Source organism: Streptomyces sp. NPDC006365, from assembly GCF_042870755.1.
Lineage (GTDB): Bacteria > Actinomycetota > Actinomycetes > Streptomycetales > Streptomycetaceae > Streptomyces > Streptomyces xiangluensis.
Genome location: NZ_JBIAHS010000001.1, coordinates 693,522 through 719,093, shown reverse-complemented (window position 1 = coordinate 719,093; position 25,572 = coordinate 693,522). Strand labels below are relative to the sequence as shown.

The following is a 25,572-nucleotide window of genomic DNA, read 5'->3' as shown; positions in this document are numbered from 1 at the left end:
TCCCGGCTCATGCCCCGTGACGCAGCATCCGCATCTGTTCTTCCAGCGGGGCCAGACCGACGTCGCGGCGGCGTTCGTCGAGGGTGTCGGGGCAGCGGGTCGGGTACGGGCGGAACGTCGCCGGGTCGATGCGCGTGCCGTAGTACTGCGGCTGGCCCAGTTCGACGGCGCAGTGGTCGGCGATGTAGGCGTGATGCAGGGCAGGGCAGCGGCCGTCCGCCGTGGCCTGGGCGATCAGGTCGCGGCAGCTGAGCTGGAAGTCGAGATCCGGGGCGTGCAGCAGAATCATCAGGGCTGCCGTCGACGCCTCCGCCCCCACCAGGTCGGCGGTCGGCCAGGCGTGCCGGCGGACGATCGCCTTGAGCGCCTCGGCGTTGTCCTTGCGGCAGTCGAGGATGCGGCGGCGCAGGCCCGGCGTGCGATTGCGCTGCGCCTGCCGCATGAGCAGTTGTTCCTCCTCCGCCCTGCGCACGAGCTCGCGGGCGAGGGCGGAGGCAAGCGCGGGAAGCACCGCCGTGCCCGGGTCCTGGGGCGCGTCATGCGCCAGGGCGGTGTGTTCCTCGTGTTGCGCGTCGTGTGACGCGTCCTGGGTCAAGTGCCTTGAAGCACCGATGCCGTTCATGAGGGCTCCCGAAGCGTCAGCGTGAACCACACGCTCTTGCCCGTGGTGCCGGGGGCGGGCCCTGCGATGCCCCAGTCGTCGGACAGTGCGGCCACGAGGGCGAGTCCGCGTCCGCACTCCTCCGCCGTGTCCGCCGCACGCAGCTGTGGCAGGGCCGGCGAGCGGTCGGCGACCGTCACGCGTACGTCGTGGCCGGTGCGCTCGACGGTGACGGTGATGGTGTCGCCGGAATCGGTGCTCCCGTGTCTGACGGCGTTGGCGAACAGCTCGCCCGTCGCGAGGACGGCGTTGTCGAGTTGCTCCGGCGCCAGGGGGAGGGAGGTGAGATGTGCGGCGACGGCGCGGCGCACCGTAGAGGCGCGCGACGGCTGGGCGGGGAGCACGGTACGCAGGAGGCCGGGAGGTCCGCCGACCGCGACCGGGACGACCTCACCGGGCCGTGCCCGGCGGCCCGGTTCACCGACCCGGAGCGAGAATGACGCATACGAACGGCCGGCCTCCATCACGGCGGCGGCCAGCACCTCGTGGGCCCCGGCGGGGCCCTTGGCCGGACTCCTTGTTTGTCCGTCGGTCACGGTGGCCATCCCGGTCTCGCATCACGGTGCGCGGCATCCCCGTACCTGCCTCGCGATCAACTCCCGTGCGGTCGGGCACGGTTGACCGCCTTCGCCGCTGACTGTGCGACAGGTCACACGATCACTATGACGGGCTGCACATGCAGCCCGCAACACGCGTTCTGATAATTTCAGAACTATTCACATCAGCCTGTCTCTGTCAGTGCCGACGTGGCACACTGCTCGCTGTGACGGCCGTTCCGGGAGGGTGGACGTGAGCGACAACCGCTCTGGCGGCAACGCGCCGACAGTCCTGCGCATGGTTCTCGGCAAGCGGCTTCGGCAACTGCGGGAGCAGGCCGGGGTGTCGTTCGAGGATGCGGCACGGGCCATCGAGGTGACCCCTCTGACGGTCCGGCGGATCGAGAAGGCCGAGGTCGGCCTTCGAATCCCGTACGTAAAGGAGTTGCTGAGCACCTACGGGGTTCCGGCGTCGGAGATCGACGACTTCCTCGCCCTGGCCAGGGAGGCCAACCAGCCCGGCTGGTGGTACAAGTACCGCGACGTACTGCCCGAGTGGTTCAGCGCCTACGTGAGCCTGGAGAGCGAAGCAAGCGTCATCCGTCTCTACGAACCCCACTACGTTCCGGGCCTGTTGCAGACCCACGACTACGCAACCGCACTGATGCGGGTGGGGTTTCCCAACGAGTCGAAGGAGGACATAGAGCGCCGGGTCACGCTGCGGCTCAAGCGCCAGGACCTGCTCGCCAAGCCGGAGTCACCCGCCATCTGGGCCGTCCTGGAAGAGAGCGTGCTGCGCCGCCCGGTGGGCGGACGTGAGGTGATGCAGGCTCAGATCGACCGGCTGGACGAGGCGTTGGACCTGCCGAAGGTCCGGATCCAGATCATCAGCCTCGCCACAGGAGCACATCCCGGCGCGTACGGCCCATTCCACTACTTCCGTTTCGGTTTCTCCGAGCTTCCCGACGTCGTCTACACCGAAAGCCTCGCCGGCGCGGTCTATGTCGATCAGCCCGCCGACGTCGTCACGTATCTCGAAGTAATGGACCGGATGTCCGTGCAAGCGGAACCGGTCGCTCGAACCAGGGCCATCCTGGGTAAATTGCGCAAGGAGTTGGACGAATGAATGCCAAGGGCCCCATCTACAGCGGCATGCCGGCCACCGACCTGGGCACCGAGGGCTGGCACAAGCCCTGGAGCGGTACGAACGGCGGGAGCTGCGTCGAGGCCAAGCGGCTGCCCGACGGGAGCGTCGCCGTCCGCCAGTCCACGGACCCGGAGGGTCCCGCGCTGATCTACACCCGGGACGAGATGCTGACTTTCCTGGAGGGCGCGAAGTCCGGCAAGGCAGACTTCCTGGTCGCCTGAGGCACCACGGGAAAACCCGCACGCGGACTCCCCTCGTGCGGGTCGTCCGGTCACACTGAGGAAGTCAGTCGTCCGGAGGGAGTGGTATGCACACGCTCCATCAGGCCGTCGCCCAGTGCCGAACGCTGGTCGTCGAAGGCCCTGACGGCATCGGCAGGAGCGGTCTGCTCACCGAACTCGCCCGCCACGGGTTCCTCATCAGACGCGCACGGGAACAGCCACACCACGTGGACCCGTGCCGCCCGTACCATGAACTCCTCGCCGCGCCAGGCCTGTTGGCAGTCGACGGCAGCATCATCCACGAACTCGTCTACGGTCCGCTACGCCGGGGACACTCCCGGGTGACCTGGATCCAGGCCCTCGACTTCGCCGAGGCGGTCGCCGAACGTGACGGCGCCCTCGTACATCTGACGGCACCCCAGGAGCAGACGACGTCTCAAAGACAGGAGGGCATGGAAGGCGCCGAGGAGATCCGTGCGTACGAGCGCGCCTTCCGCACCCTCGCCCAGCACGTCCCCGTCGTCACCGTGGATGTCGGCGGCCTCGGCCCCCCGATCCGTGCGCCTGCCTCGTCCCCTTTTCAACTGGGGCGATACACAGGGAAGTTGACGGTAGGTTGAGCTGAGACCCGTGACGCACGGCAGGAGAATTCTTATGGCAGAAGCCCAGTCCCACCCCGACCAGGACGCTCTGTCCAAGATCGACACCACGGTGCCGCATTCGGCCCGGATCTGGAACTACTGGATGGGCGGGAAGGACAACTACGAGGTCGACCGGGTGGCGGGCGACGCCTACCGCGAGACCGCACCGAACATCGAGACCATGGCCCGCGCCTCCCGTGACTATCTGATCCGCACGGTGACCTTCGTGGCCGGTGAGCTCGGCATCCGCCAGTTCCTGGACATCGGCACGGGCCTGCCCTCGTACGACAACACCCACCAGGTCGCCCAGCGCGTCGCGCCCGAGTCCCGCATCGTCTACGTGGACAACGACCCGTTGGTGCTCCGGCACGCCCAGGCCCTGCTGACGAGCACCCCCGAGGGCGTCACCAACTACATCGACGCGGATCTGCACGAGCCAGAGAAGATCATCGCGCAGGCGGGCGAGATCCTGGACTTCACCAAGCCGGTCGCGCTGATGCTCATGGGCATCCTCGGCCACATCCACGACTACGAGGAGGCCAAGTCGATCGTCAGCCGCCTCCAGGCCACGCTCCCGTCGGGCAGTTACTTCGTGCACTACGACAGCACGGACACCGACACGGCGCTCAGGGAGGCCCAGCAGGGCTACGACGACACGGGCGCCATTCCGTACGTGCTGCGCAGCCCCGAGCAACTCGCCGCGTACTACGAGGGACTTGAACTGCTCGAGCCCGGCATCGTGTCGTGCCCCCTGTGGCGCCCGGAGCCCGGGACGTCGCCCGAGCCCACGGACGTCTACGGCGGTGTGGCCCGCAAGCCGTGATGCCATACCGATTCAGTTGATCAAGAGCCTGCGGCCGACTGGATGTTCCTGACCTGCACACGCCGGAGCGGCCGTACGAAGCGCCGTGCGGGGACGCTTCGGACGGCCGCCTTCACCGTGGGAGGACCACCTGCGGGTGGGACCTACCTGTAGGTGATGTCCGAGTTGCTGTACTTGCAGTTCGTGCTGTCGGGGCCCGTTCCGACGGCGGTGTTGTTGTTGTACTTCTGGCAGGGGATGACCTTGCGGCCGGCGTCGTTGAGGATCGTGATGCCCCTCAGCGTCGCCACGTCATTGCGGTTGACGTTGATGCCGACCAGGCGCGCGGTGGATCCGGTGCCGGTCACCTCGATGTTGGTGAGGTTGACCTTGCGCGTGTGCTGCGTGGAGCAGTCGCCGCACGAGCGGTACAGCGTCTTGAACTCGCTGACGGCGAAGTTGGAGATGTTCACCGTGCCAGGGCCGTTGTGCTGGAAGACCTTGTCCGCGGCCTTCTTTGCGCCACCACCGATCACGTTGTAGGTGGAGCCGCCACGGAAGGTCGCGGCGTCCTCGCCGACGTCCTCCCACCACACGTTCTGCAGGGTGCAGTTGCCCTCGCAGTGGATGCCGTCGGCGCCGGGCGCGCCGATGATGACGTTCTTCAGCGTCGCGCCGTTCGCGAGCTTGAAGATCGGGTCCTGGCCCTCCTCCTGGCCGTCACCGGCCAGGTCCCCGGTGCCGTAGAACTTCTTCATCCCGTAGTCCTTGGTGCCGGACACGGAGATGGTGGAGGAGGTTCCCTGGCTGCCGTTGGGGGTCGGCCAGTTGGCGGCGCTCGCCGGCGGCGCGCCGAGTGTCATGATCATGACAGAAGAGAGCCCGAGCGTGGCCAGTCCGCTGGTCAGTGCGCGCCTGCGGGCGCGGGGTTTTGCTGGTGAAGTCATGTCCCGATGCCTTCTTCCAGTTGGGGGGGTGATCAGATCTTTCCGGTGCCCGCGCCGGACGTCACCGAGGCGACCACGGACGAGGCGGGCTCGGCGGTGTAGCCGTAGGGCGGATTGGTGAAGCTGCCGACCCGCGAGACCTCGGTGGCGGCTCCGCCGAGGTCGTTGCCGCGCAGGTTGGCGTATCCGTCGACGTCGCTGCTGCGGTTCGTGGTGACCGCGATCTTCGTCGAGCGGAAGACGTTGTTCTCGACGAGCATCTGGGCGCCCATGCGCGAGTGGCAGGCGGTGTCGGCTCCGGCCACGTAGTTGTTGTAGAAGTGACCGGTGCCGAAGCGCAGGCTGGGGATGCGCGAGTACACGTTGCTGAATTGGTTGTGGTGGTACGTCACCTTCAAGTGGCCCGTGTCCTCAGAGGCGTTGTTGTCGCTGTGGCCGACCAGTGAGCCCTTGAAGTGGTCCTTGAAGGTGTTCCAGGACACCGTCACATGGTCGGAGCCGTGGTTGATGTCCAGCAGCCCGTCGTAGTAGTCCTTGTCGTGATCGCGGTCCGCCGAGAAGGAGTTGTGGTCGATCCACACCTTCGTCGACTCCTGGACGGTGATCCCGTCCGAGGGCTTGAGCGGCTTGCTGATGTTGAGGTTCCGGACGACGACGTTGGTCGCCTCCTTGATCCGCAGCCCGCCGCCGGTGAATCCGGACGCCGAACCGACGCCCAGCACCGTGGTGTTGGAGCCGATGTCGACCTGACCGCTCAGCGAGATCAGGCCGCTGACCCGGACCACCTTCGCCGATCCGCCCGTGACGGCCGTCTTGAAGGCGGCCAGGGTCGACACGGTCACTGGTGTGGCGCTGCCGCCACCGGTGGTCCCGGCTCCGAAGCCGATGGGGGCGCTCTCGGCGGCACCGGCCGGCTGGGGAAGGACGAGCACGGTGACGGCCGCGAGGGTGGCCGCGACTGCCGCGGCCGGGGTGGATCTGTGCGCTCGTGTACGTGGGGGACGAGTACGCATGCGGGTGCGTCCCTTCAGGAGGACCTGGGGATCATGTATATAGCTGTTGTTCACTGATCTGATCGCAGCACACAGACAGAGGTGCACCCGATGCAGGGCGCACAGGGCTCCGGAGCGTGTAGTGCCGCAGGTGGTACGGACCATGACATCGCTATCTCATATACGAGATACCTGATACCGGGTCACCGTTCTGAACGGACCGTAAGGGGTAAGCGCTTTCTGGTCAACGGTTCACGCAGAACGTGTTCGGGACATCTGGGAGCGCTTCCACAGACGCGCCCCGCTGGAGGCAGGGTGATGAAGCTGCGGGCCGGTGGAGGCCGGTCGCTCCCTCACTGTCGGCCCACTCGAGCGGGGCCCCCATCGCGGCGGAGCCGCAAATGTCACAGCCCCGCGCCCCTTACGAGGCGGTACTGCACCGGACTCACCGAGGGCGCTCAGGAGACGGTGCGGGATTCGAGGTCACGGCGGGTGTCGTTGCCGTAGACACCCGTCTCGTCGCCCCGGATGCCGTACCAGAGCTGGAATCGCGCAACGGCCTCGGTGAGTGTGGCGTCGTACTCGCCGCTGGTCGCGCCGTCCTTGTACACGTCCGGGATCTTCAGCAGGCGTTCCTGGAGCTCGCTCACCTCGGGACCGCTGTCGCCCTGGCGGAGTGTGCCGGGACCGTCCGGGTCGACCGCAGCGGGCGGGGCGGCGGGCGCGGATGCGGAGGGGGCGGGGGCGGGGGGTTTGGCCTGCGACTCGGTGGCTCCCTTGTCCCAGGTGAGCAGCAGCGCGGCGGCGAAGCCCGCCAGGGCGATCGCCACCGCGGCGACGGCGAGCGCCGCACGACGCATCCAGGGCGTGCGTCCGTACGCCGCCCGAGGTTCGGGCGGGCCCGAGCGCTCCTCGCCCGTGACGGACGGCAGTTCCTGGGTGTCGTCCTCGGTCGTCCAAGGAAGCGCGTTGGCTCCGGGCGTCCAGGCCGGTGGGGTGGCCTCGGCCTTCGTGGGAGGCGGCGTGGCTTCAGCCGCCGAAGGAGGCGGGGTGGTCTCGGCCGACGGTGCCGCGACGGCTTGGTACCCCTTTTTCCGCCGCTCACGCTCCACAGCGTCGACCAGCCGCACGAGTTCCGACAGGGCCCCTGGTGTGCGGCGTCGCTGGATGTCGGTGGGCTCGAGCGCCGGGCGGCTCGGCTGCGGTTCGGGGTCGTACGGTATCGACACGCTGCTCTCCTACCGGTCGTACTGGGGATTGATACGCGTCACCGCGCCCGGAGGTTCAACCCAGTGACACGGAGCCGCATTCAGTCCTCGGGGGCGATGGGGGCGCCGGATGGGTCCATCGGCGGGAACATGTCGACATGGCGATGATGCATGCCTGGGTGGTGGACGAGCCGCGGCCGATCGCGCGGGAGCCGTTGCGGTTCGTCGAGAAGCCGGTTCCCGCGCCGGGGCCCGATGAACTGCTCGTCCATGTGAGCGTCTGTGGCGTCTGCCTTACTGATCTCCATGTCAGCGAGGGCGATCTGCCGGTGCGCCGGCCACGGGTGACGCCCGGGCACGAGGTGGTGGGGCGGGTGGCGGGTATGGGTGAGGCGGTGACCGGATACGCGGTCGGGGACCGGGTCGGCGTGGCCTGGCTGCGCCATACCGACGGCAGTTGTGCGTACTGCGCGCGGGGGAACGAGAACCTGTGCCCGGAATCCGTCTACACCGGCTGGGACGCCGACGGCGGCTACGCGGAGTACACCACCGTGCCGGCCGCCTTCGCCTACCGGCTGCCCGGTGACCTCGACGATGTCGCCCTGGCCCCGCTGATGTGCGCGGGCATCATCGGCTACCGTGCGCTGCGCCGCGCCGCGCTGCCCGACGGCGGGCGTCTCGGTCTGTACGGCTTCGGCGGAAGCGCCCACCTTTGCGCGCAGGTGGCGATCGCACAGGGTGCCATCGTCCACGTACGGACTCGCGATGTGGCCGCCCAGCGTCTCGCTCTCGCCCTGGGCGCGGCCTCGGCGGCCGGTACGTACGATCCGCCGCCCGAGCCGTTGGACAGCGCGATCCTGTTCGCCCCGGTCGGCTCCCTGGTTCCCGTCGCCCTACGGGCCCTCGACCGCGGCGGCATCCTCTCGATCGCGGGAATCCACCTCAGCGGGGTCCCGCCGCTCGACTACGAGCGGGACCTCTTCTACGAGAGGGAGGTACGCAGCGTCACCTCCAACACCCGTGAGGACGGCAGGGAGTTCCTCACGCTGGCGGCCCGCTTCGGCGTACGCGCCACGACCCACACGTACCCCCTGTCCCAGGCCCAACAGGCCCTGAAGGACCTGAAGTCGGGCCGTTTCGACGGGGCGGCGGTACTGGTCAACGAGAGCGGAGCCGGAACGCGGGGCTGACTTCCTGGGGCGAGGGGCACCCTGACGGGGCGCCGACCCTAGGACGTGCCGAAGTCGGGGACGGTGAGCGAGCCGTCCTCGGCGAGGGTGAATCCGGGGTTGTGCGCGATCTCCCAGGCGTGGCCGTCCGGGTCGGTGAAGGCACCGGAGTAGAAGCCGACGACATTGGTGGCCGCGGGCTTGGTGACGGTTGCCCCGGCTCGTTCCGCGGCGGTGAGCAGATCGTCGACCTCGGCGTCGGAGCGTACGTTGTGCGCCAGGGCGATCCCGCCGAAGCCGGCCGCGGCCCCGTCCGTCAGCCCGCAGTCGGCCGCGAGCTTCTCGCGGCCCCACAGGACCAGGGCCAGACCACCCGCCTGGAAGAAGACGGTTTCCTCGATCTCCTGCCCCCGCCAGCCCAGGGCTTCGTAGAAGGTCCGGGAGCGCGTCACATCGGAGACTCCCAGCGTGACCAGACTGATGCGCTGTTCCATGCAAGGACATTAGAGGCCGTCGGAAGGGACGACAACGCAGCAGTCGGGCTCACTCGGTCGGCGCCAGGGAGATCCGTATCCCGACCGTCCCCGTCTTCCCGCGCCGCAGTCGGCTGCCGAACAGGACGAGTCGGCCGGTGATGCCGTATTTGCGGGCGATGAGTGTGCGGTAGCGAGCGGTGACGTCCTGGTCGCAGATCTCGGCGGTGGCGGGGATCTGTTCGCCACTCGGGTTGCCGCGCGCGTCGCACGGCCCGACGAGGACGTCGGCTCGGTTGCGGATCCGCTTGACCTTCCAGGAGTCCGCGGCCGACCAGGCCCCGAGCGCCTCGCCGTCCCGCACGACCCATACGGGGGTCGCGACCGCCGTACCGTTCTTCCGATAGCTCGTGATCAGCAGATACTTGGCGGCCCCTAGCCGCTCCAGCGCTGTGTTCTCCACGCCGGGAGTCTAGGCCGTACGTATGAAGAGCCCCCTCCGCTGTGCCGGTGCCATGCCATCCGTGCCGTACGCGCCCACGGCCAGGACGCCCCGTGTCAGACTCCCGCGAGGGGGATCAATGGCTGACAACACTTTGTGGGTGGCCGCGCTGACCGCGGGGACCGCCGTGCTCGCGAGTTGGGTGACCAGCCGCGGTACGTCCCGGGCCGCGCGTATCCAGGCCGACGCGGCTGCCGCGACGGTGCAGGCGGACCGGTTGCGGGCGGCGCGGCGGGCGGCGTATGTGGACGTCATCGAGCAGGCGCAGAGGATGGGCGACCTCTACTGGAAGGTGACCGACGCGCACAAGATCACGGACGCGGGCGAGCGCCTTGCCGCGCTCGAGGATCTGCGGCTACGGCTCCGCGGCGAGTACGCCGTGTTGCGGCAGCGTGTGTGGGTGGTGGATCTGGAAGGTCCGGCGGACGTGGCCTCGGCCGCGGACCGGCTCCGGGAATCGACCAGCAACAACTTCCGGGCGCTGGAAGCGATGATCGCCGGTGAGGCGGACGCGGCCCAGCGGTTCGACGACTGCTTCCCGCCCTACTGGCAGTCGGTCGTGACCTTCGTCGAGGTCGCTCGCCGCGCCGTCCATGAGACGCGCACGAGCTGATTCCTCGGACGCGTGAGGCCCGTACAGGCTCACTGACCCGGGACTGCTCGGTCCCGTGCGGGCTGATTCCTCTCCGCACCTCGGGTACTCGCCCTGCGACACACAAAAGCCTCGGACGAGGGGTTCTTCACTTCAGCTGGATACCCCCATGGGTATTTCTGCTAGAGTAAGGATCCCAGATACCCCCCGGGGTACACCGTTCTGTTGAGGAGTCCTGGCCGTGTTCTTCGTCGACACCCTGGAATTCGAAGGGCTGGGCAACCGCAGTTACCTGGCCGGAGGCCCCCGGGCCGCCGTAGCGGTGGATCCGCCCCGCGAGATCGATCAGGTCATCGCCGCTGCCGCCGGGCGCGGGGTGCGGATCGCCTACGTGGCGGAGACCCATGTACACAACGACTACGTCAGCGGCGGCCTGGAGCTCGCCCGTGTCAGCGGCGCCCGCTACCTGGTGCCGGACGGGGCGTCGGTGTCCTTCGCCCGCACTGCTGTCGCCGATGGCGACACGGTCGTCGTGGACGAGGGCCTGGTGTTGCGCGCCGTGGCCACGCCCGGCCACACCCCGCACCACACCTCGTACGTACTGGAGGAGGACGGCCGGCCGGTGGCGGCGTTCACCGGCGGCTCGTTGCTGATCGGCACGGTGGGCCGGCCGGATCTCGTCGAGCCGCGGCTGACCGAGCGGTTGGCCCGCGCCCAGCACGCCTCGGCGCATCGTCTGGCGGACGAGCTGGACGACGAGGTCGCGGTGCTGCCCACCCATGGCTTCGGCAGCTTCTGCTCCAGTGCGCAGGCCGAGGGGGACGCGAGCACGATCGGCGCGGAACGCAAGGGCAATGACGCGCTGACGCAGGACGTGGACACCTTTGTCGCTCAGCTGCTCGCCGGACTGGACGACATACCCGCGTACTACGCGCACATGGGCCCGGTGAACGCCGCAGGACCGGCACCGGTCGACCTCACCCCGCCGCGGCCCGCGGACGCCGAGGAGATCGCCTCCCGGCTGGCGGCCGGGGAGTGGGTGGTGGACCTGCGCAGCCGCGTCGCGTTCGCCGAGGGCCACGTCGCCGGGTCGTTCAACTTCGAGAGTGAGGGCAAACTCGCCACCTACCTGGCCTGGTTGATCCCCTGGGGCAAGCCCGTCACGCTGCTCGCCGACACCGCCGAGCGGATCGCCGACGCGCAGCGCGAGCTGGCCAGGGTGGGCATCGACCGCCCGGCCGCCGCCGCGAGCGGCGATCCCTCCGCGTGGATACGCGACGGGGAGCGGCTCGCGTCCTTCCGGCGCGCCCGCTTCGCCGAACTCGCCGGCGTACGCGATGACGTGGTGGTCCTGGATGTACGGCGGGACTCCGAGCGGGCGGGCGGTTTCATCGACGGTTCGGTGCACATTCCGATCCATCAACTGCCCGGCCGGGTCGGCGAGGTGCCGCCCGGTGTGGTCTGGGTGCACTGCGCCGGCGGGATGCGCGCGGCGATCGCCGCGTCCCTGCTCGATGCCGCCGGGCGCGAGGTGGTCGCTGTCGATGACGGGTTCGAGGCCGCAGCCGATGCGGGACTGGTTCTCGCCCGGCCCGCAGACGGTGACCGCTGAAGCACGCGCCCGCCTACGCCAACGCCCCCGCCCGAAGGTGATCGATTCATGGTGTTCTTCCGACGTGACTCCGGCCGTCTCTCCCCTGCACAGTCCCGGGAGCGTGTGGCGCAGGGCCGGGCCGTGCTGCTGGATGTCCGGGAGGACTTCGAGTGGCGGGCCGGGCACGCGCCCGGTGCCCTGCATCTGCCGCTGAGCCGGCTTGAGGCCGGTGCCGCGGTGCCTCGGGCCGCGCGGGGCCGGCCGGTGGTGGCGATCTGCCGCTCCGGGCGCCGCTCGCAGCGTGCCGCCGAGATTCTCACCGGTCGTGGTGTGGAAGCCACCGACGTCACCGGCGGCATGGCCGCCTGGGCCGGCGCGGGTCTGCCGGTCACCGGCCCGGGCGGCGGTGTCACCGCGTGAGCACGCTGATCCTGGCGCTGGTCGCCGGAGGGGCGGTCGGTCTGGCGCTCGGTGCACTCGGTGGGGGTGGCAGCATCCTGGCCGTACCCGCGTTGATCTACCTGCTCGGCTTCTCCCCGGCTGCCGCCACCACGGCCGGGCTCCTCATCGTCACCGCCACCTCCGCCACCGCCCTGTACGCGCATTCCCGGGCCGGCCATGTCCGGTGGAAGGCGGGCGCGTTGTTCGCCGCGGCCGGCCTCCTTCCGGCCGCGGCGGCGGGGGCGGCTGCGGCCCGTCTGCCGCAGCCGCTGCTGACCGCCGCTTTCGCCGCCGTTGCCGCCGGCGCCGCCTTCCGGATGCTCCGGCCCGCCGACGGCACGGTCGTACGGGGTGCGGCAGGAGTACGGCCAGGCAGGGCGGCCGGAGCTGGGGCGGGTCTGGGTGCGCTGACCGGGCTGCTCGGGGTCGGTGGGGGCTTCCTCGCCGTTCCGGCGCTCGTCACCGTGCTGGCCTTCGAGATGGAGGCCGCCGTCGGTACCAGCCTGCTGGTCATCACGGCCAACTCCCTGGCCTCCCTGACATTGCGCGGCGCCTCCGCGTCGGCTCTGGACTGGGCGGTGATCGCGCCGTTCACCGCGGGGGCGGTCCTGGGCGCCTGGGACGGCAGGCGCCTGGCGGGCAAGATTTCCGGCCCGCTGTTGCAGCGAGTCTTCGCGGTGGTGCTGCTGGCCGTGGCCACATTCATGCTCGCGGACGCCGTGGCATGAGCGGAGGCTGTGGCATGAGCGGCCGTCGCCGTTTCGGTCGGCGCCCTGACCACTACGTACTCGGCCCAGAGATCAGGCGAGCGACAGGAAGAGCTTCTCCAGACGCGCGCGCGTCTGTTCGCGGTCACCGTCTGCGGCCAGGTCCGAGTCCGCCAGGCAGTGCTGCAGACCGGTGGCGATGATCGCGAAGCCCGCCTTGTCCAGGGCCCGGGAGACCGCCGCGAGCTGGGTGATGACCTCCTCGCAGTCCCGGCCCTCCTCGATCATCCTGACCACACCGGCGATCTGGCCCTGCGCCCTGCGCAGCCGGTTGACCACCGTCTTCAGTTCGTCGGCCGCCATCGCCAGTTCCACGAGCCACTCCTTCGGCACACTGATTCTCCATACCCCTATGGGTATCCTACCCGTAGGCCGACCCCTCGAAAGAAGAGGAAAGATCCACGTGACCGCGACCACCGTCCTCGCCCCGGAACAGGCCCACGCCCGCCTGCACGAGCTGACCGTCATCGACGTCCGAACCCCCGGCGAGTACGCCTCCGGGCATCTGCCCGGCGCCCACAACGTCCCTCTCGACCACCTCGACCAGGCGCTGTCCGCCTTCCGGAGCGTCGCCGACCGCGGTGATCTCCTCGTCGTGTGCGCCTCCGGCGCGCGTTCCGCCCGGGCCTGCGAACGGCTCGCCGAGCATGGCATCACCGCCGCCACGCTCTCCGGTGGCACCAGCGCCTGGACCCAGCTCGGTCACGACATCCACCGGCCTGCGGGCGCCCGCGCCGTCTGGGCCATGGAACGTCAGGTCCGGCTGGCCGCCGGTTCGATCGTCCTGGCCGGGCTGGCGGCCGGACGCCAGTGGCCGCGCGCCCGCCTCCTGTCCGCGGGCATCGCGGGCGGCCTGGTCTTCTCCGCCCTCACGGACACCTGCGGCATGGCGCGCGTCCTCGCCAAACTCCCCCACAACCGCCCGCGCGCCACCGATCTGGACGCCACGCTCGCCGCGCTCGCCGAGTGAGGCGTCCCTCCGGGGCTCACGGGTGTGCATCGGCGAAGGCCGAGGGCAGGATCCGGTCCTCCAGACTGTAAGCGAGTCCGGGACATCACCTGCACCACAGGCTGTCCCGGACCTCCGTGTAATCCGGATCATCCCGGGCACTCGCTGCGCATGAGACCTGCCGTCGCGCAAGAAGAGAGCGCGCAGGTAATGGATCGCTCCTTCCGTCTCTCCAGTAATGTCACGCCATGAGCCATCCGCATCCAGAGCTGCAAGCCGCCCCGCCACTGCCCAAGGGAGGGCTGCGGGTCGTCGCCCTGGGCGGCCTGGGTGAGATCGGCCGCAACATGACCGTCTTCGAGCACGCCGGCAAGCTGCTCATCGTCGACTGCGGCGTGCTGTTCCCCGAGGAGACCCAGCCCGGGGTGGACGTGATCCTTCCGGACTTCACCTCGATCCGGGAGCGCCTGGACGACGTCGTGGCCGTGGTGCTGACCCACGGGCACGAGGACCACATCGGGGGCGTGCCGTATCTGCTGCGCGAGCGCTCCGACATCCCCGTCGTGGGCTCGAAGCTGACGCTGGCGTTCCTTGAGGCAAAGCTCAAGGAGCACGGCATCCGGCCGCGTACGGTGCGGGTGCGTGAAGGCGACCGGCGTGGGTTCGGTCCGTTCGACTGTGAGTTCGTGGCGGTGAATCACTCGATCCCGGACGGCCTCGCGGTCGCGATCCGCACCGGTGCCGGGATGGTGCTGCACACCGGCGACTTCAAGATGGACCAGTTCCCGCTGGACGACCGCATCACCGACCTACGGGCCTTCGCCCGCCTCGGCGAGGAGGGCGTCGACCTCTTCCTCACGGACTCCACCAACGCCGAAGTGCCCGGATTCACCGTCTCCGAGCGTGAGTTGAACCCGGCGATCGAGCAGGTCCTGCGCACCGCGCCACGCCGCGTGATCGTCTCCAGCTTCGCCAGCCATGTGCACCGCATCCAGCAGGTCCTGGACGCCGCTCACCAGCACGGCCGCAAGGTCGCCTTCGTAGGCCGCTCCATGGTCCGCAACATGGGCATCGCCCGCGACCTGGGCTACCTGAAGGTTCCACGTGGCCTGGTGGTCAGCATGAAGGAACTGGAGAAGCTGCCGGACCACAAGATCACCATGGTGTGCACCGGATCCCAGGGCGAGCCGATGGCCGCCCTGTCCCGGATGGCCAACCGCGACCATGTGATCCGCATCGGCGAGGGCGACACGGTCCTGCTCGCCAGCTCGCTCATTCCGGGCAACGAGAATGCCATCTACCGGGTGATCAACGGGCTGACCCGGTGGGGTGCCCAGGTCGTCCACAAGGGCAACGCCAAGGTGCACGTCTCCGGACACGCCAGCGCCGGTGAACTCGTCTACTGCTACAACATCGTCAAGCCCCGCCACGTCATGCCCGTACACGGCGAATGGCGCCACCTGCGGGCCAACGGCGACCTCGCCATCCGTACCGGCGTCGATCCCGACCGGGTTGTCATCGCCGAGGACGGTGTCGTCGTCGACCTCGTCGACGGCCGCGCCTCGATCACCGGCAAGGTACCCGCGGGCAACGTCTACGTGGACGGCATGGAAGTCGGCGGCGCCACCGAAGCCTCCCTCAAGGACCGCCTCACCCTCGCCGCCGAAGGCGTGGTGACGGTGGTGGCGATCGTCGACGCCGACACCGGCGCTCTCGCCGAAGCCCCCGACTTCCTGGCGCGCGGATTCGTCCACGACGACGCCACTTTCGAGCCGGTCATTCCGGTGATCGAGAAGACCTTGGCCACCGCAGCCGAGGAGGGCGTCGGCGACGCGCACCAGCTCGAACAGCTCATCGCCCGCGCGGTGGCGTCCTGGGCGTTCAGGACCTACCGCCGCAAGCCCCTGATCATCCCCGTCATCATCGACACCTGAGCCGGGCACGACCGCCGACTGCGCAATGCGGCGTCGCCGTATGGCGAGCCCGGCCGCCGCTTGAGCCATGGCGGACGGCGACCCCCAACCGTGGCAGGCCGAAAGAGGTGCATGGGATGAGCGCGCGCTTCGAAGAGATCGACTGGCGCCCGACACCTCTGGGAGACATCAGCCTTCGGCGTCGGCGCGACCCGGCATCAGGCGACGATGTGTACGAGGTGAAGCTCGGGGACGAGTTCCTGATGTCGAGCCTCTTCACCGTGGGAGAGGTCGCGCTGGCCCGACTCGGGCTGGCCCGGCTACCCGATGCCGATCTCGACATCGCGGTGGGCGGGCTCGGCCTCGGCTACACCGCCCAGGCCGCCCTGGACGACCCCCGTGTCCGGTCGCTGATCGTGGTCGAGGCACTCGGTGAGGTGATCGAATGGCACGAGCGCCATTTGGTACCGCTTGGCGCCCGCCTGACATCGGACCCCCGCTGCCGACTGGTGCAAGGCGACTTCTTCGCAGCGGTCGGCGATCCCCGCGGTCTCGACCCGCAGTCACCGGGCCGCCGCTTCCACGCCGTCCTGCTGGACATCGACCACTCGCCGCGCCACGTACTGAATCCACGCCACGCGGCGCTCTACCAGTCAGCAGGTCTCCGGGCCCTCGCCGATCACCTCCACCCCGACGGGGTCTTCGCCCTGTGGTCCAACGACCGGCCGGACGAGCAGTTCACCTCCACACTCGCGGAGTTCTTCGCCGCACCGGAAGCCCACGTCGTCGACTTCGGCAACCCACTCCAGGGCGGCACCGCGACCAACACCGTCTATGTGGCGCGGAAGAAGTAAGTGCGCCACTGTGCGGGGGCGCGGGACTCCTCCGGGCGCCGCGAGAGCGCACCCGAGCGGGTGCCCCACTGGCGCGGACGTCAGACCGGCCACCGCGGTCATGATCACCGTCACCGCGCCGAGTGTGACCTCCCTCCCCAGAGCCACCGCTGCGGCTCCCCGTGGACATCGTGGTCGCACACAGGCGTTCGATCCAGGTGGCTCGGCTGCGGCGTCGGTCCCCCGTGATGAGTCCCCCCGCCCAGGCGCCGTTGACGAGGCATCAGTCAGGTGAGAGAGGGTCTGCCCCTCCGGCGCCGAACGACTCCCGCCAGTTCGAGCCCTTGAGCACCCTGGATGCTCATCGGGTTGCGCGGCAGGCCCTGCTGGGAAGGCCAGGACTCGACGGGTCCAACCGCAATCCCCCGGCCGGGTTCGCCGAGCACCTCGTCGCGGCGTGCGGGGAGACGGGCTCGGCGGATCCCGAGTGAGTGCGGACTTTGACAATCCGCTCGGTGTGTCTGTCGTATCCACCGGCCCGCCGGTCGTCTTTTGGGTAACAGGGCCGTCCGGTCCTGCGTGTGAGCCACAGAAGGAGACGAGCCCATGTCACCGACAGCCGTCCCGAAGTCGATCCCCGACGCCTACCGACGGGTCACGCCGTGCCTGGTCGTCCAGGGGGCCGCCAAGGCGCTCGAGTTCTACGGCGATGTGTTCGGAGCCACCGAGCGGATGCGGTTTCCGGGGCCCGACGGGACCATCGCGCACGCCGAGATCGAGATCGGGGACTCGGTCGTCACCTGTGCAAGGCGCGTGGGCGGGTGAGTCTCCCTGTCGCCACGTGCCGGCCCCCGACCCATCACAGCGGGGCTCGCATCGGCGAGGCCGAAGCGCCAACTGACGCTCCAGACCGCGACACCGACGTCAAGAACCCACATCCTGTGGATCTGCTGCTCAGGGATCTACTGGGCGGCTCGGATGACTCCTTGGATGGCCCGCCTGATGCGGTCAGCAGCTTGGCCGGGCTCGGGCTGGCCGGTGTCGAGCCACATCATGACCGCTTCGAGGGTGAGGGTGGGCACGAGCTGCGCCGCCCAGGTCCGCCAGGGGCTGTCCGGGATCGCTTCGGCGAGGTGGCGGGCGGCGATCTCCGTCGAGGCGGACCGAATGCTGTCGATGACATCACCGAACTCGGGTTCGCGGGCGGCGTGGCGGAACAACAGCCGGAACCCGTCCGGATCCGCCGCGGCGGCGCGCAGCAGCGCGGCGACGCTGTCCTCGTCATAGTCGTCGGTGCCGACGATCTCGGCGAGCCGGGTGCAGGCCCGGTCGAGTACGGCGCGGTAGAGGTCGCTCTTCGAGGCGAAGTGCCGGTAGAGGATCACGTGGGTCACGCCTGCCTCCGCGGCCACGTCGTCCAGGCCGGTGGCGGCGAAGCCAGTGCGGGCGAAGGCGCGGGTAGCCGCGTCGAGGATCTGCTCACGCCGCTCCGCCCGAGGCATGCGCCGAACACGCTCAGGCTGCCCTGCTGACGTCGATCGAGCGGGTTGTCGACCGGCTGCGGCCACACCACACCTCCTCTTGTTTAAGCCAGACTATACAAGTACCTTGTTTAAGCGTTCTTGTACAAAGACAAATAAACCTCGTGGGGGTTGCCATGGCCATCGCGGCGCAGTTGCCGTTCGAGCAGACGGATCCATTCCGGATCGCGCCCCGGCTGCGTGAGTTGCAGTCCCGAGGCACGGTGCACCGAGTACGCACCGCGGTGGGGGACGAGGCGTGGCTGGTCACCGACCACGCGCAGGTGCGGCGGCTGCTGGACGACAACCGGCTCGGCCGGTCCCACCCGGCCCCTCAGACCGCGGCGCGCACCGGGGAATCGGCCCTGTTCGGCGGGCCGCTGGGCAACTTCGCCACCGAGGCGGCCGACCACGCACGCATGCGGTCGCTGCTGCAGCCGCACTTCTCACCCAAGCACCTGCGGGCCCTGCACCCGCGGGTCGAGACCCTGACGGCGCGACTGCTGGACGAGCTGACCGCTCAGGGGTCACCGGCGGACCTCCACGCGGCGGTAGCGGTGCCGCTGCCGATCCTGGTGATCTGCGAACTGCTCGGTGTGCCGTACGAGGACCGGGAGCAGTTCCGCGCCTGGACCGCCGACGCCGCCAACATCCGTGACCGCGCCTGTTCGGAGCGGGGACTGGCCGAGCTGTTCGACTACGGCCAGAAGCTGGTCAAGCGCAAGCGGGCCGAGCCCGGTGACGATGTGATCTCCCGGCTGTGCGCGACCGAGGGTGTCTCCGACGACGAAGCCGCCGGGCTGTCGATGGCGTTGCTGTTCGCCGGGCACGAGACCACGGTGGTCCAGATCGGTCTGGGCGCACTGCTGTTGCTGACCCATCCCGAGCAGTGGCAGGCCCTGGTGGACGACCCCGGCCTGGCCCCGAACGCGGTCGAGGAGATCCTGCGCGCGCCGGGCAAGGGCGGCGGCGGGATCCCCCGCTATGCGCGGACCGACCTGGAGATCGACGGCGTCACCGTCCGGGCCGGGGAGCTGGTACTGCTGGACAACGGCGCCGCCAACCACGACCCCGCCGTCTTCCCCGACCCCGACCGGCCGGACATCACCCGCTCGGCCGCGGGCCATCTCGCCTTCGGGCACGGCGCCCGCTACTGCCTCGGCGCAGCCCTGGCCCGCATCGAAGTGCAGGCGGTGTTCACCCAACTGGTGACACGGCTGCCGACGCTGCGACTTGCCGTCGCCGTGGAGGAGTTGACCATGCGGCGCGACACCCTCACCGGCGGCCTGGCCGAGCTTCCGGTGCGGTGGTGACCGGCATGGGACGCGGCACCTGCGTGCATCCGCTCTTCCGGCGGCTCAACCCGCTGATGGGCAAGGCCATGCTCGTCGCCGCTCTCACGTAGGGGCCGACGGCCCCGTTCTCACAGTGCGCCAGCCGCCTTGAGCAGCGCGGTTACCGCCGTCTCGATGTTTTCGGGCGTGCTCCAGCGTCCCAGGGACAGCCGCAGCGCCCCGAGCGCGCGGTCCGCATCGACGCCCATGGCGGTCAGGACGGGCGAGGGGGTGTGGGTGCCGCTGTGGCAGGCCGAGCCGGTGGAGGCCGCGAGGCCGAGTCCGGCGGAGAGGAGTTCGCGTCCGAGCACACCGTCGATGCTGACGTTCAGCGTGTTGGGCAGACGCCCTGTGCTGGGTCCGTTGAGGTGGACGCGGCCGGGCAGGGCGTCGGCCAGGCGCCGGTGCAGGCAGTCTCGGAGTGCCGCGATACGGCCCGGTGTCCCGTCGGCGAGTTCCGCGGCGGCGAGTTCGGCGGCCGTGCCCAGCGCGACGGCGAGCGCGACGTTCTCGGTGCCGGCGCGCAGGCCGTGCTCCTGTCCTCCGCCGTAGACGAGCGGTTCGAGGGCGAGGCCCTGGCGGACGTACAGGGCGGCGATGCCCTTCGGTGCGTACATCTTGTGGCCGACGACCGTCAGCAGGTCGACGCCCAACTCTCGTACGTCCAGGGGGACTTTCCCGACTGCCTGGGCGGCGTCGCAGTGAAAGAGCGCCCCGTGGGCGCGGGTCATGCGGGCCAGTTCGGCGATGGGCTGGAGGGCACCGGTCTCGTTGTTTGCGGCCATGACCGAGACCAGGACGGTGCGCTCGGTGAGGGCGGCGGCGAGCGCCGCCGGGTCGACCAGGCCGTCGCCGTCCACGGGCAGGTACGTCACCTCGGTGCCGTGGAGGCGTTCCAGGGCGCGGCAGGTCTCCAGAATGGCCGGGTGCTCGGTGACCTGGGTGATCACATGGGGGAGCTCGTTCTTGGCGGCCAGTGCGGCGCCGCGGAGGGCGAGGTTGTCGGCCTCGGAGCCGGAGCCGGTGAAGACGATCTCTCCCCCGTCCGCGCCGATGAGGGCGGCGACCTGAGCGCGGGCACGGGCCAGGGCGCGCTTCGGCGCTGCCGCGTAGGGGTGACTGCTGGACGGGTTGCCGAACCAGTCGGCCAGATATGGGTGGATGGCCTCGGCCACCCTCGGGTCCACCGGGGTGGTGGCGTTGTAGTCCAGATAGACCGGCCCGCCGACCAGCCCAGGATGCGGCGGGAGACCGCCGGTCACGCCAACTCCCCCGCGTGTACAGGCATCTCCGCCAGGCGCCACTCCAGCATGCCGTCATTCAGCCGGATCGCCCTGCGGCCGCGCTCGGTCAGCAGCCGCACCGCGTCGTACGCGAGCACGCAGTACTCGCCGCGGCAGTAGACGACGATCTGCGCGTCCTCGGGAAGCTCGTTGATCCGCCCGGCCAGCTCCTCCACCGGGATGGAGACGGCGCCGGGGATGTGTCCGGCCAAGTACTCCTCCACCGGCCGTACGTCCAGAACCACCACGTCACCGGCCTCCACCCGGGCGCGCAGCTGATCGCGGGTGACCTCCACCGCGTCGTCGGAACCGAGGTAGGCGTCCCGGGCGGCGGGGACCGCGGCCTGGTGTGCCTCGGCGACCTTGCGGAGCAGCGCGAACAGTTGCGCCACATCGTCCCCGGCCAGCCGGTAGTGGATGCGCACGCCCTCACGGCGCGTGGCGACGAACCCCGCCTGCTTGAGCGTCTGCAGGTGAGCCGAGGCCGTCGTCAGGTTCAGGCCGGCCGCCTTCGCCAGCGCGTCCACTGTCCGCTCGCCCTGCGCGAGCAGATCCAGCAACTCCAGACGCTTTCCGCTGGCCAACGCCTTGCCGCTGGCCGCGAAGGCGTCGTACAGCCGCGCCTTCGCACCGGCCTTGGTGGTCTCCGTCATGGCATCCTCCATAGATCCATGGAATATTGTATCCGTGGGCGGTTGCTGTGACTACCCAGCGCCTGCCGTGGCACCAGGAGGACCTGATGGGCTTCGCTGACGATCACCTCACACCGCTGGTCGACAAGGGGCTGGGCAACAGCGCCTACCTCGTCGACCTGGGCGACGGACGCGCCCTGGCGGTGGACGCGAGCCGGGATCTGCGCGCCCTACGCACTGCCGCCGGGCGGCGCGGGCTGAGCATCGCGTACGTCGCCGACACCCACCTGCATGCCGACTTCCTCACCGGCGCGCTCCAGCTCGCCGCCGAGGACGGCGCGACCGTCCTGGCCTCCGCAGCCGGACACCGCTCCTTCCCGCACACAGCACTCTCCGACGGCGACGAAACCGACCTGGGCGGGCTGACACTGCGGGCCCTGGCCACACCCGGCCACACCGACGAGCACCTGTCCTTCCTCCTGCTGGACGGCACACGAGAGCTGGGCGTCTTCACCGGTGGATCCCTCATCGTCGGCTCCGCCGCACGCACCGACCTGCTCGGCGCCGAGCGCGCCGACGAACTCGCCCGTGCCCAGCACCGCTCACTGCGGCGCCTGGCCCAGCTGCCGGACGCGACCGCCGTGTGGCCCACCCACGGCGCCGGGTCCTTCTGCTCCGCCCCGCCCGACGCCGAACGCACGACCACCATCGGCATCCAGAAGCAGGCCAACGCCCTGCTCGCCGCGCCGGACGAGGACACCTTCGTACGGCAGCTGCTCGGCAGCCTCGGCTCCTACCCCGCCTACTTCGACCGCCTGGGCGAGATCAACCGGCGCGGTCCCGCGGTCCTCGACAACACTCCCACCCTCGCCGCGCTCTCGACGGCCGAGACCCGTCAGCTGCTGGGCCAGGGCGCCCAGATCATCGACGTGCGGCCCGTCGCGGACTTCGCCCACGGCCACATCCCCGGCGCGATCTCCATCCCGCTGCGCGACCAGTTCGCCACCTGGCTCGGCTGGCTGCTGTCCGAGGACGCCCCCCTCGTCCTCGTCACCGCTCCCGGCCAGGACCTCGCCGAACTCACTTGGCAGGCCCTGAAGATCGGATACGAGCGGCTGGCCGGACACCTGGACATGGCCGCCTGGCAGGCAGGCGGCGGAGAGCGGCAGAGCATCGACCTGCTCACCGCCGACCGCATCGCCGACCGTCCGGTCCTCGACATCCGTCAGCGGGCCGAGCACGTCGCTGGGCACATCGCGGGCGCGGTCCACATCGAACTCGGCGACCTCGCCGGACATGCCGACGAAGCACCGGCCGGGGCCGTGGTCGCCTGCGGACACGGCGAGCGCGCCATCACCGCCGCCAGCCTCCTCGCGCGTGCCGGACACCACGACCTCGCTGTCCTGGACGGCGGTCCGGGCGCCTGGGCCAAGGCCACCGGCCGCACGCTGGAGGAAGGCGCATGACCTCCCCCGAGTTCTCGACGCCGCTCGAACAGGGGGGACCCCCATCCACAACCCCCGGCGGCATACGGCTCGGACTGCGCGCCAACCTCGCCCAGTTCACCCTGCTCGTCGCGGTCAACGCCCTGGTCGGCGGCATGCTCGGCCAGGAGCGCACCGTGCTGCCACTTCTGGCCGACGACGTCTTCCACCTGTCCGCCTACACCGCCGCCCTCACCTACATCCTGGCCTTCGGCGCCACCAAGGCCATCACCAACTTCTTCGCCGGCACCTGGTCGGACCGCTACGGCCGCAAGCCGGTCCTGATCGCCGGATGGCTGATCGCGCTGCCTGTGCCCGCCATGCTGGCCTGGGGGCCGACCTGGGCCTGGATCATCGGCGCCAACGTCCTGCTCGGCATGAACCAGGGCCTGGCCTGGTCCACCACCGTCATCATGAAGATCGACCTGGTCGGCCCGCGGCGCCGTGGGCTGGCCATGGGCTTCAACGAGGCCGCCGGCTACGGCGCCGTCGCCGCCACCGCCATGGCCACCGGCGCCATCGCCGAACACGCCGGGCTGCGCCCCGAGCCCTTCCTCCTCGGCGTCGCCTATGTCGCCATGGCCCTGGGCCTGTCCACTTTCGCCGTCCGCGAGACCCGCGAGCACGCGCGTGCCGAGGCCGCCCAACACCCCCAACAACCAGGCGCGAAAGCCGAGTTGACCACGGGCCAGATCGCCCGCCTCACCAGCCTGAGGGACAAGGCCCTGTCCGCCGCCAGTCAGGCCGGCATGGTCAACAACCTCAACGACGCCCTGGCCTGGGGCATCTTTCCCCTGCTCTTCGCCGCCCACGGCCTCTCCATCGCCCAGATCGGCGTCCTCGCCGCCCTCTACCCCGCCGTATGGGGCGGCGGCCAGACGCTCACCGGCTGGTGGTCCGACCACATCGGCCGCAAGCACCTCATCACCGCAGGCATGCTGCTGCAAGCAGCCGCCATCGCCCTCGTCGCCGCAGGAACCACCTTCTCCGTGTGGGCCGCCGCCCAGGTCCTGCTCGGCATCGGCACCGCGCTGGTCTACCCGACCCTCCTCGCCGTCATCGGAGACGTCGCCCACCCCGCCTGGCGCGCCCGAGCCGTCGGCGTCTACCGCCTGTGGCGCGACGGCGGCTTCGCCGTCGGCGCACTGGTCGCCGGAGTCCTCGCCGACGCCTACGGCCTCACCACCGCCATCTGGGCCGTCGCCGCCCTGACCGCTGTCTCCGGCCTCGTCGTCGCGGTACGCATGTACGAGACCCATCCGCGTACCTGACCTCCCCCGGGGTTGCCGTGCCCGAGCCTGGCGGACCAGGGGTGCCCGACCGCATTTGTCCCGCCCGACCACAGCCAACCCGGCAGGGGACGGAAGAGGGAGAGGCGCGGCCTTCCCGGGCCCGCCGCCCTCCGACACGATCCAAAGGAGGCGACCGGTGATGACCACGGTCAAGGACATGCTCGCCACCTACCCGGCCGATCTGGGCCAGGTCGGGCTGACCCACCGGACCGGACCGCGCACAGAACCGCCGGTGGCCGCCGGCAGCGTGATCCGGCGACACCGGCTTACCCCCTCACACCACGCACCGGCTGTGGGAGCGGCGCTGCTCGGCATCCGGTCATCGCCGGACCGGTTCGGTTCGTCCCATGGGGGTGTGGCGCCGGCGGCACCGCACGGCGTTTCGCTCGGGGAACCCCGCCCCGGGAACCACCCCCCTACGACGCCGATGCCGACGCCGCTGCCTCGGCACAGCCACCGTCCCGGAAAGCACCAGCTCACGACCGACACGGGACCGTACAGACGCTGTCGGTGCCACCCCGGAGGATCCCTGGTTTCGGTTACGCACATCGGCGGCGGGTACTCGCACCCCTCGAATCGTGCGCCGGCCATTCCGAGGTGACCCATGGACTCCAGCGTCGCGACGCAGGTCAGCACGCGTGGGAGTGAGCCCGTCGTCCCCGAGCCGCGCGGGCCGCTGTCCTCCGCCGTGCTGTCCACCCTCATCCGGCAGCCACCGGGTGGTCCGCTGCCGCTGCACGAGGTCGCGCATTCCGATCCGTACGGCGAAGACCTCCAACTCGCGCTCTACGCCTGCTACGAGCTGCACTACCGCGGCTTCTTGGGCGTCGACCCGGGCTGGGAGTGGGATCCGGAGCTGCTGCGGATGCGGGGTGCCATGGAGTCGGTCTTTCACGAGGCGCTGCGCGAAGCCGTGGCCGGCGGCGACAGCCCCGACGACCTCGATCGCGAGCTGGACATCCTCCTCGCCGAGCCGCGGGAACCGCGCGGTGTCTCCCAGTACCTGAAGCGGGACGGCACCCAGGAGCAACTGCGCGAATACTTCGCCCATCGCTCCGTCTACCAGCTCAAGGAGGCCGATCCGCAGGCCTGGGTCATCCCGCGCCTGGAAGGCTCCGCCAAGGCGGCCCTCGTCGCGGTCGAATACGACGAGTTCGGCGGCGGCCGGGCCGAGCGGGTGCACGCCCGGCTGTTCGCCGACCTGATGGCCGAGGCCGGGCTCGACCCGACGTACGGGCGCTACGTGGACGCCACGCCGGCCGTCACGCTCGCCACGGTGAACCTGATGTCGTACCTGGGCCTGCACCGCGCCCAACGCGCCGCGCTGGTCGGCCACTTCGCGGCGGCGGAGATCGCCACCGCCCCCACCGCGCGCCGCATGGTCGACGCGATCGACCGCCTGGGCGCGGGCCCGGCCTGCCGGTTCTTCTACAGCGAGCACGTCGAGGCCGACGCCGTGCACGAACAGGTCCTGCGCCGCGATGTCATCGGCGGCCTGCTCGACGCCGAGCCCGCCCTCCTCGGGGACGTGGTCTTCGGTATCCAGGCGACCGGGCTGCTCGACGACCGCATGGAGCGGCACCTGCTGGACTGCTGGCGCGACGGCAGGACATCCCTGCGCGAGCGCGGGCTGTGACGG

Annotated in this window: 28 protein-coding genes; 17 read left to right on the top strand and 11 right to left on the bottom strand. The window is 70.1% G+C overall.

What is annotated here, in order from left to right; genetic code table 11:
• Positions 1-7: 7 nt before the first annotated feature.
• Positions 8-622, bottom strand: coding sequence for a DUF6624 domain-containing protein (locus tag ACFYO0_RS03350; RefSeq protein WP_388669777.1), 615 nt, complete (start codon positions 620-622; stop codon positions 8-10).
• The gene (locus ACFYO0_RS03345; RefSeq protein WP_388669774.1) at positions 619-1,197 is read right to left on the bottom strand and encodes an ATP-binding protein; all 579 of its coding nucleotides are present in this window, start codon (positions 1,195-1,197) and stop codon (positions 619-621) included. The genes ACFYO0_RS03350 and ACFYO0_RS03345 overlap by 4 nt, the downstream gene beginning before the upstream one ends.
• Positions 1,198-1,495: 298 nt before the next feature.
• Here ACFYO0_RS03345 and ACFYO0_RS03340 point away from each other — a divergent pair, with 298 nt between their 5' ends.
• From ACFYO0_RS03340 to ACFYO0_RS03325, 4 genes are all read left to right on the top strand, one after another.
• Positions 1,496-2,323 (top strand): helix-turn-helix domain-containing protein, encoded by an 828-nt coding sequence (locus tag ACFYO0_RS03340; RefSeq protein ID WP_388670846.1) that lies wholly within the window; start codon positions 1,496-1,498, stop codon positions 2,321-2,323.
• Positions 2,320-2,565 (top strand): DUF397 domain-containing protein, encoded by a 246-nt coding sequence (locus tag ACFYO0_RS03335; protein ID WP_386351723.1) that lies wholly within the window; start codon positions 2,320-2,322, stop codon positions 2,563-2,565. Before ACFYO0_RS03340 ends, ACFYO0_RS03335 begins: the two co-directional genes overlap by 4 nt.
• 86 nt (positions 2,566-2,651) lie before the next feature.
• Positions 2,652-3,185, top strand: a complete 534-nt coding sequence (locus ACFYO0_RS03330; protein ID WP_388669770.1) for a hypothetical protein — start codon at positions 2,652-2,654, stop codon at positions 3,183-3,185.
• Between the two features lie 34 nt (positions 3,186-3,219).
• Positions 3,220-4,029: an SAM-dependent methyltransferase gene (locus tag ACFYO0_RS03325; RefSeq protein WP_388669767.1), complete on the top strand. Its 810-nt coding sequence runs from the start codon at positions 3,220-3,222 to the stop codon at positions 4,027-4,029.
• Positions 4,030-4,172: 143 nt separating this feature from the next.
• Here the strand turns inward: ACFYO0_RS03325 and ACFYO0_RS03320 are convergent, their stop codons facing one another.
• The 3 genes from ACFYO0_RS03320 to ACFYO0_RS03310 all read right to left on the bottom strand — a co-directional run bounded on the left by ACFYO0_RS03320 (position 4,173) and on the right by ACFYO0_RS03310 (position 7,176).
• On the bottom strand, positions 4,173-4,955 hold the full coding sequence (locus ACFYO0_RS03320; protein ID WP_388669764.1) for a pectate lyase: 783 nt from the start codon (positions 4,953-4,955) through the stop codon (positions 4,173-4,175).
• Between the two features lie 32 nt (positions 4,956-4,987).
• The gene (locus ACFYO0_RS03315; RefSeq protein WP_388669761.1) at positions 4,988-5,968 is read right to left on the bottom strand and encodes a polysaccharide lyase family 1 protein; all 981 of its coding nucleotides are present in this window, start codon (positions 5,966-5,968) and stop codon (positions 4,988-4,990) included.
• A gap of 437 nt (positions 5,969-6,405) precedes the next feature.
• Positions 6,406-7,176 carry a peptidoglycan-binding protein gene (locus ACFYO0_RS03310; RefSeq protein ID WP_388669758.1) on the bottom strand — a complete coding sequence of 257 codons (771 nt, stop codon included), beginning with the start codon at positions 7,174-7,176 and terminating at the stop codon, positions 6,406-6,408.
• A 146-nt stretch (positions 7,177-7,322) separates the two neighbouring features.
• On the opposite strand from ACFYO0_RS03310, the gene ACFYO0_RS03305 reads away from it, so the two are divergent.
• Positions 7,323-8,345, top strand: a complete 1,023-nt coding sequence (locus ACFYO0_RS03305) for a zinc-binding alcohol dehydrogenase family protein (RefSeq protein ID WP_388670843.1) — start codon at positions 7,323-7,325, stop codon at positions 8,343-8,345.
• 38 nt (positions 8,346-8,383) lie between these two features.
• Here the strand turns inward: ACFYO0_RS03305 and ACFYO0_RS03300 are convergent, their stop codons facing one another.
• Together ACFYO0_RS03300 and ACFYO0_RS03295 are read right to left on the bottom strand one after the other, a co-directional pair.
• Positions 8,384-8,818, bottom strand: coding sequence for a VOC family protein (locus ACFYO0_RS03300; protein WP_388669755.1), 435 nt, complete (start codon positions 8,816-8,818; stop codon positions 8,384-8,386).
• 49 nt (positions 8,819-8,867) lie between these two features.
• Entirely contained in the window at positions 8,868-9,260 is a 393-nt protein-coding gene (locus ACFYO0_RS03295; protein ID WP_388669752.1) for a PPOX class F420-dependent oxidoreductase, read from the bottom strand.
• 118 nt (positions 9,261-9,378) lie between these two features.
• Between ACFYO0_RS03295 and ACFYO0_RS03290 the strand changes: the two genes are divergently transcribed.
• The 4 genes from ACFYO0_RS03290 to ACFYO0_RS03275 all read left to right on the top strand — a co-directional run bounded on the left by ACFYO0_RS03290 (position 9,379) and on the right by ACFYO0_RS03275 (position 12,654).
• Entirely contained in the window at positions 9,379-9,912 is a 534-nt protein-coding gene (locus tag ACFYO0_RS03290) for a hypothetical protein (protein WP_388669749.1), read from the top strand.
• A 220-nt stretch (positions 9,913-10,132) separates the two neighbouring features.
• The gene (locus ACFYO0_RS03285; protein ID WP_388669746.1) at positions 10,133-11,503 is read left to right on the top strand and encodes a rhodanese-like domain-containing protein; all 1,371 of its coding nucleotides are present in this window, start codon (positions 10,133-10,135) and stop codon (positions 11,501-11,503) included.
• Between the two features lie 48 nt (positions 11,504-11,551).
• A complete protein-coding gene (locus tag ACFYO0_RS03280) occupies positions 11,552-11,905 on the top strand; it encodes a rhodanese-like domain-containing protein (RefSeq protein ID WP_388669743.1) in 354 nt (117 codons plus the stop codon).
• A complete protein-coding gene (locus ACFYO0_RS03275; RefSeq protein ID WP_388669740.1) occupies positions 11,902-12,654 on the top strand; it encodes a sulfite exporter TauE/SafE family protein in 753 nt (250 codons plus the stop codon). The genes ACFYO0_RS03280 and ACFYO0_RS03275 overlap by 4 nt, the downstream gene beginning before the upstream one ends.
• Positions 12,655-12,726: 72 nt before the next feature.
• Here the strand turns inward: ACFYO0_RS03275 and ACFYO0_RS03270 are convergent, their stop codons facing one another.
• Entirely contained in the window at positions 12,727-13,008 is a 282-nt protein-coding gene (locus ACFYO0_RS03270) for a metal-sensitive transcriptional regulator (protein ID WP_388670840.1), read from the bottom strand.
• 88 nt (positions 13,009-13,096) lie between these two features.
• Here ACFYO0_RS03270 and ACFYO0_RS03265 point away from each other — a divergent pair, with 88 nt between their 5' ends.
• From ACFYO0_RS03265 to ACFYO0_RS03250, 4 genes are all read left to right on the top strand, one after another.
• Complete coding sequence (locus tag ACFYO0_RS03265) at positions 13,097-13,663, top strand: rhodanese-like domain-containing protein (protein WP_388669737.1); 567 nt, start codon at positions 13,097-13,099, stop codon at positions 13,661-13,663.
• A gap of 227 nt (positions 13,664-13,890) precedes the next feature.
• Positions 13,891-15,576: a ribonuclease J gene (locus ACFYO0_RS03260; protein WP_388669734.1), complete on the top strand. Its 1,686-nt coding sequence runs from the start codon at positions 13,891-13,893 to the stop codon at positions 15,574-15,576.
• Positions 15,577-15,692: 116 nt separating this feature from the next.
• On the top strand, positions 15,693-16,409 hold the full coding sequence (locus ACFYO0_RS03255; RefSeq protein WP_388669732.1) for a spermidine synthase: 717 nt from the start codon (positions 15,693-15,695) through the stop codon (positions 16,407-16,409).
• 585 nt (positions 16,410-16,994) lie between these two features.
• On the top strand, positions 16,995-17,213 hold the full coding sequence (locus ACFYO0_RS03250; RefSeq protein WP_388669729.1) for a VOC family protein: 219 nt from the start codon (positions 16,995-16,997) through the stop codon (positions 17,211-17,213).
• 137 nt (positions 17,214-17,350) lie between these two features.
• Here the strand turns inward: ACFYO0_RS03250 and ACFYO0_RS03245 are convergent, their stop codons facing one another.
• Positions 17,351-17,890, bottom strand: a complete 540-nt coding sequence (locus tag ACFYO0_RS03245) for a TetR/AcrR family transcriptional regulator (RefSeq protein WP_388669726.1) — start codon at positions 17,888-17,890, stop codon at positions 17,351-17,353.
• A gap of 155 nt (positions 17,891-18,045) precedes the next feature.
• Between ACFYO0_RS03245 and ACFYO0_RS03240 the strand changes: the two genes are divergently transcribed.
• Positions 18,046-19,221: a cytochrome P450 gene (locus tag ACFYO0_RS03240; protein WP_388669723.1), complete on the top strand. Its 1,176-nt coding sequence runs from the start codon at positions 18,046-18,048 to the stop codon at positions 19,219-19,221.
• A 110-nt stretch (positions 19,222-19,331) separates the two neighbouring features.
• On the opposite strand, the gene ACFYO0_RS03235 is transcribed toward ACFYO0_RS03240, so the two are convergent.
• Together ACFYO0_RS03235 and ACFYO0_RS03230 are read right to left on the bottom strand one after the other, a co-directional pair.
• Complete coding sequence (locus ACFYO0_RS03235; RefSeq protein WP_388669720.1) at positions 19,332-20,504, bottom strand: cysteine desulfurase family protein; 1,173 nt, start codon at positions 20,502-20,504, stop codon at positions 19,332-19,334.
• Positions 20,501-21,178 carry an ArsR/SmtB family transcription factor gene (locus ACFYO0_RS03230; RefSeq protein ID WP_388669718.1) on the bottom strand — a complete coding sequence of 226 codons (678 nt, stop codon included), beginning with the start codon at positions 21,176-21,178 and terminating at the stop codon, positions 20,501-20,503. The genes ACFYO0_RS03235 and ACFYO0_RS03230 overlap by 4 nt, the downstream gene beginning before the upstream one ends.
• Before the next feature lie 86 nt (positions 21,179-21,264).
• Between ACFYO0_RS03230 and ACFYO0_RS03225 the strand changes: the two genes are divergently transcribed.
• The 3 genes from ACFYO0_RS03225 (at position 21,265) to ACFYO0_RS03215 (ending at position 25,569) form a co-directional block, all read left to right on the top strand.
• A complete protein-coding gene (locus ACFYO0_RS03225; RefSeq protein ID WP_388669715.1) occupies positions 21,265-22,623 on the top strand; it encodes a rhodanese-like domain-containing protein in 1,359 nt (452 codons plus the stop codon).
• Complete coding sequence (locus ACFYO0_RS03220; protein WP_388669712.1) at positions 22,620-23,912, top strand: MFS transporter; 1,293 nt, start codon at positions 22,620-22,622, stop codon at positions 23,910-23,912. Before ACFYO0_RS03225 ends, ACFYO0_RS03220 begins: the two co-directional genes overlap by 4 nt.
• A 625-nt stretch (positions 23,913-24,537) precedes the next feature.
• A complete protein-coding gene (locus ACFYO0_RS03215; protein ID WP_388669709.1) occupies positions 24,538-25,569 on the top strand; it encodes an iron-containing redox enzyme family protein in 1,032 nt (343 codons plus the stop codon).
• Positions 25,570-25,572 lie beyond the last annotated feature (3 nt).

Bases quoted from the DNA above. Each gene is read 5' to 3' on its own strand.
- ACFYO0_RS03230 (WP_388669718.1), bottom strand. From the start codon at position 21,178: ATGACGGAGACCACCAAGGCCGGTGCGAAGGCGCGGCTGTACGACGCC.
- ACFYO0_RS03350 (WP_388669777.1), bottom strand. From the start codon at position 622: ATGAACGGCATCGGTGCTTCAAGGCACTTGACCCAGGACGCGTCACAC.
- ACFYO0_RS03335 (WP_386351723.1), top strand. From the start codon at position 2,320: ATGAATGCCAAGGGCCCCATCTACAGCGGCATGCCGGCCACCGACCTG.
- ACFYO0_RS03220 (WP_388669712.1), top strand. From the start codon at position 22,620: ATGACCTCCCCCGAGTTCTCGACGCCGCTCGAACAGGGGGGACCCCCA.
- ACFYO0_RS03240 (WP_388669723.1), top strand. From the start codon at position 18,046: ATGGCCATCGCGGCGCAGTTGCCGTTCGAGCAGACGGATCCATTCCGG.
- ACFYO0_RS03315 (WP_388669761.1), bottom strand. From the start codon at position 5,968: ATGCGTACTCGTCCCCCACGTACACGAGCGCACAGATCCACCCCGGCC.
- ACFYO0_RS03280 (WP_388669743.1), top strand. From the start codon at position 11,552: ATGGTGTTCTTCCGACGTGACTCCGGCCGTCTCTCCCCTGCACAGTCC.
- ACFYO0_RS03245 (WP_388669726.1), bottom strand. From the start codon at position 17,890: ATGCCTCGGGCGGAGCGGCGTGAGCAGATCCTCGACGCGGCTACCCGC.
- ACFYO0_RS03325 (WP_388669767.1), top strand. From the start codon at position 3,220: ATGGCAGAAGCCCAGTCCCACCCCGACCAGGACGCTCTGTCCAAGATC.
- ACFYO0_RS03290 (WP_388669749.1), top strand. From the start codon at position 9,379: ATGGCTGACAACACTTTGTGGGTGGCCGCGCTGACCGCGGGGACCGCC.
- ACFYO0_RS03340 (WP_388670846.1), top strand. From the start codon at position 1,496: ATGGTTCTCGGCAAGCGGCTTCGGCAACTGCGGGAGCAGGCCGGGGTG.
- ACFYO0_RS03305 (WP_388670843.1), top strand. From the start codon at position 7,323: ATGCATGCCTGGGTGGTGGACGAGCCGCGGCCGATCGCGCGGGAGCCG.
- ACFYO0_RS03260 (WP_388669734.1), top strand. From the start codon at position 13,891: ATGAGCCATCCGCATCCAGAGCTGCAAGCCGCCCCGCCACTGCCCAAG.
- ACFYO0_RS03300 (WP_388669755.1), bottom strand. From the start codon at position 8,818: ATGGAACAGCGCATCAGTCTGGTCACGCTGGGAGTCTCCGATGTGACG.
- ACFYO0_RS03320 (WP_388669764.1), bottom strand. From the start codon at position 4,955: ATGACTTCACCAGCAAAACCCCGCGCCCGCAGGCGCGCACTGACCAGC.
- ACFYO0_RS03225 (WP_388669715.1), top strand. From the start codon at position 21,265: ATGGGCTTCGCTGACGATCACCTCACACCGCTGGTCGACAAGGGGCTG.
- ACFYO0_RS03215 (WP_388669709.1), top strand. From the start codon at position 24,538: ATGGACTCCAGCGTCGCGACGCAGGTCAGCACGCGTGGGAGTGAGCCC.
- ACFYO0_RS03255 (WP_388669732.1), top strand. From the start codon at position 15,693: ATGAGCGCGCGCTTCGAAGAGATCGACTGGCGCCCGACACCTCTGGGA.
- ACFYO0_RS03250 (WP_388669729.1), top strand. From the start codon at position 16,995: ATGTCACCGACAGCCGTCCCGAAGTCGATCCCCGACGCCTACCGACGG.
- ACFYO0_RS03330 (WP_388669770.1), top strand. From the start codon at position 2,652: ATGCACACGCTCCATCAGGCCGTCGCCCAGTGCCGAACGCTGGTCGTC.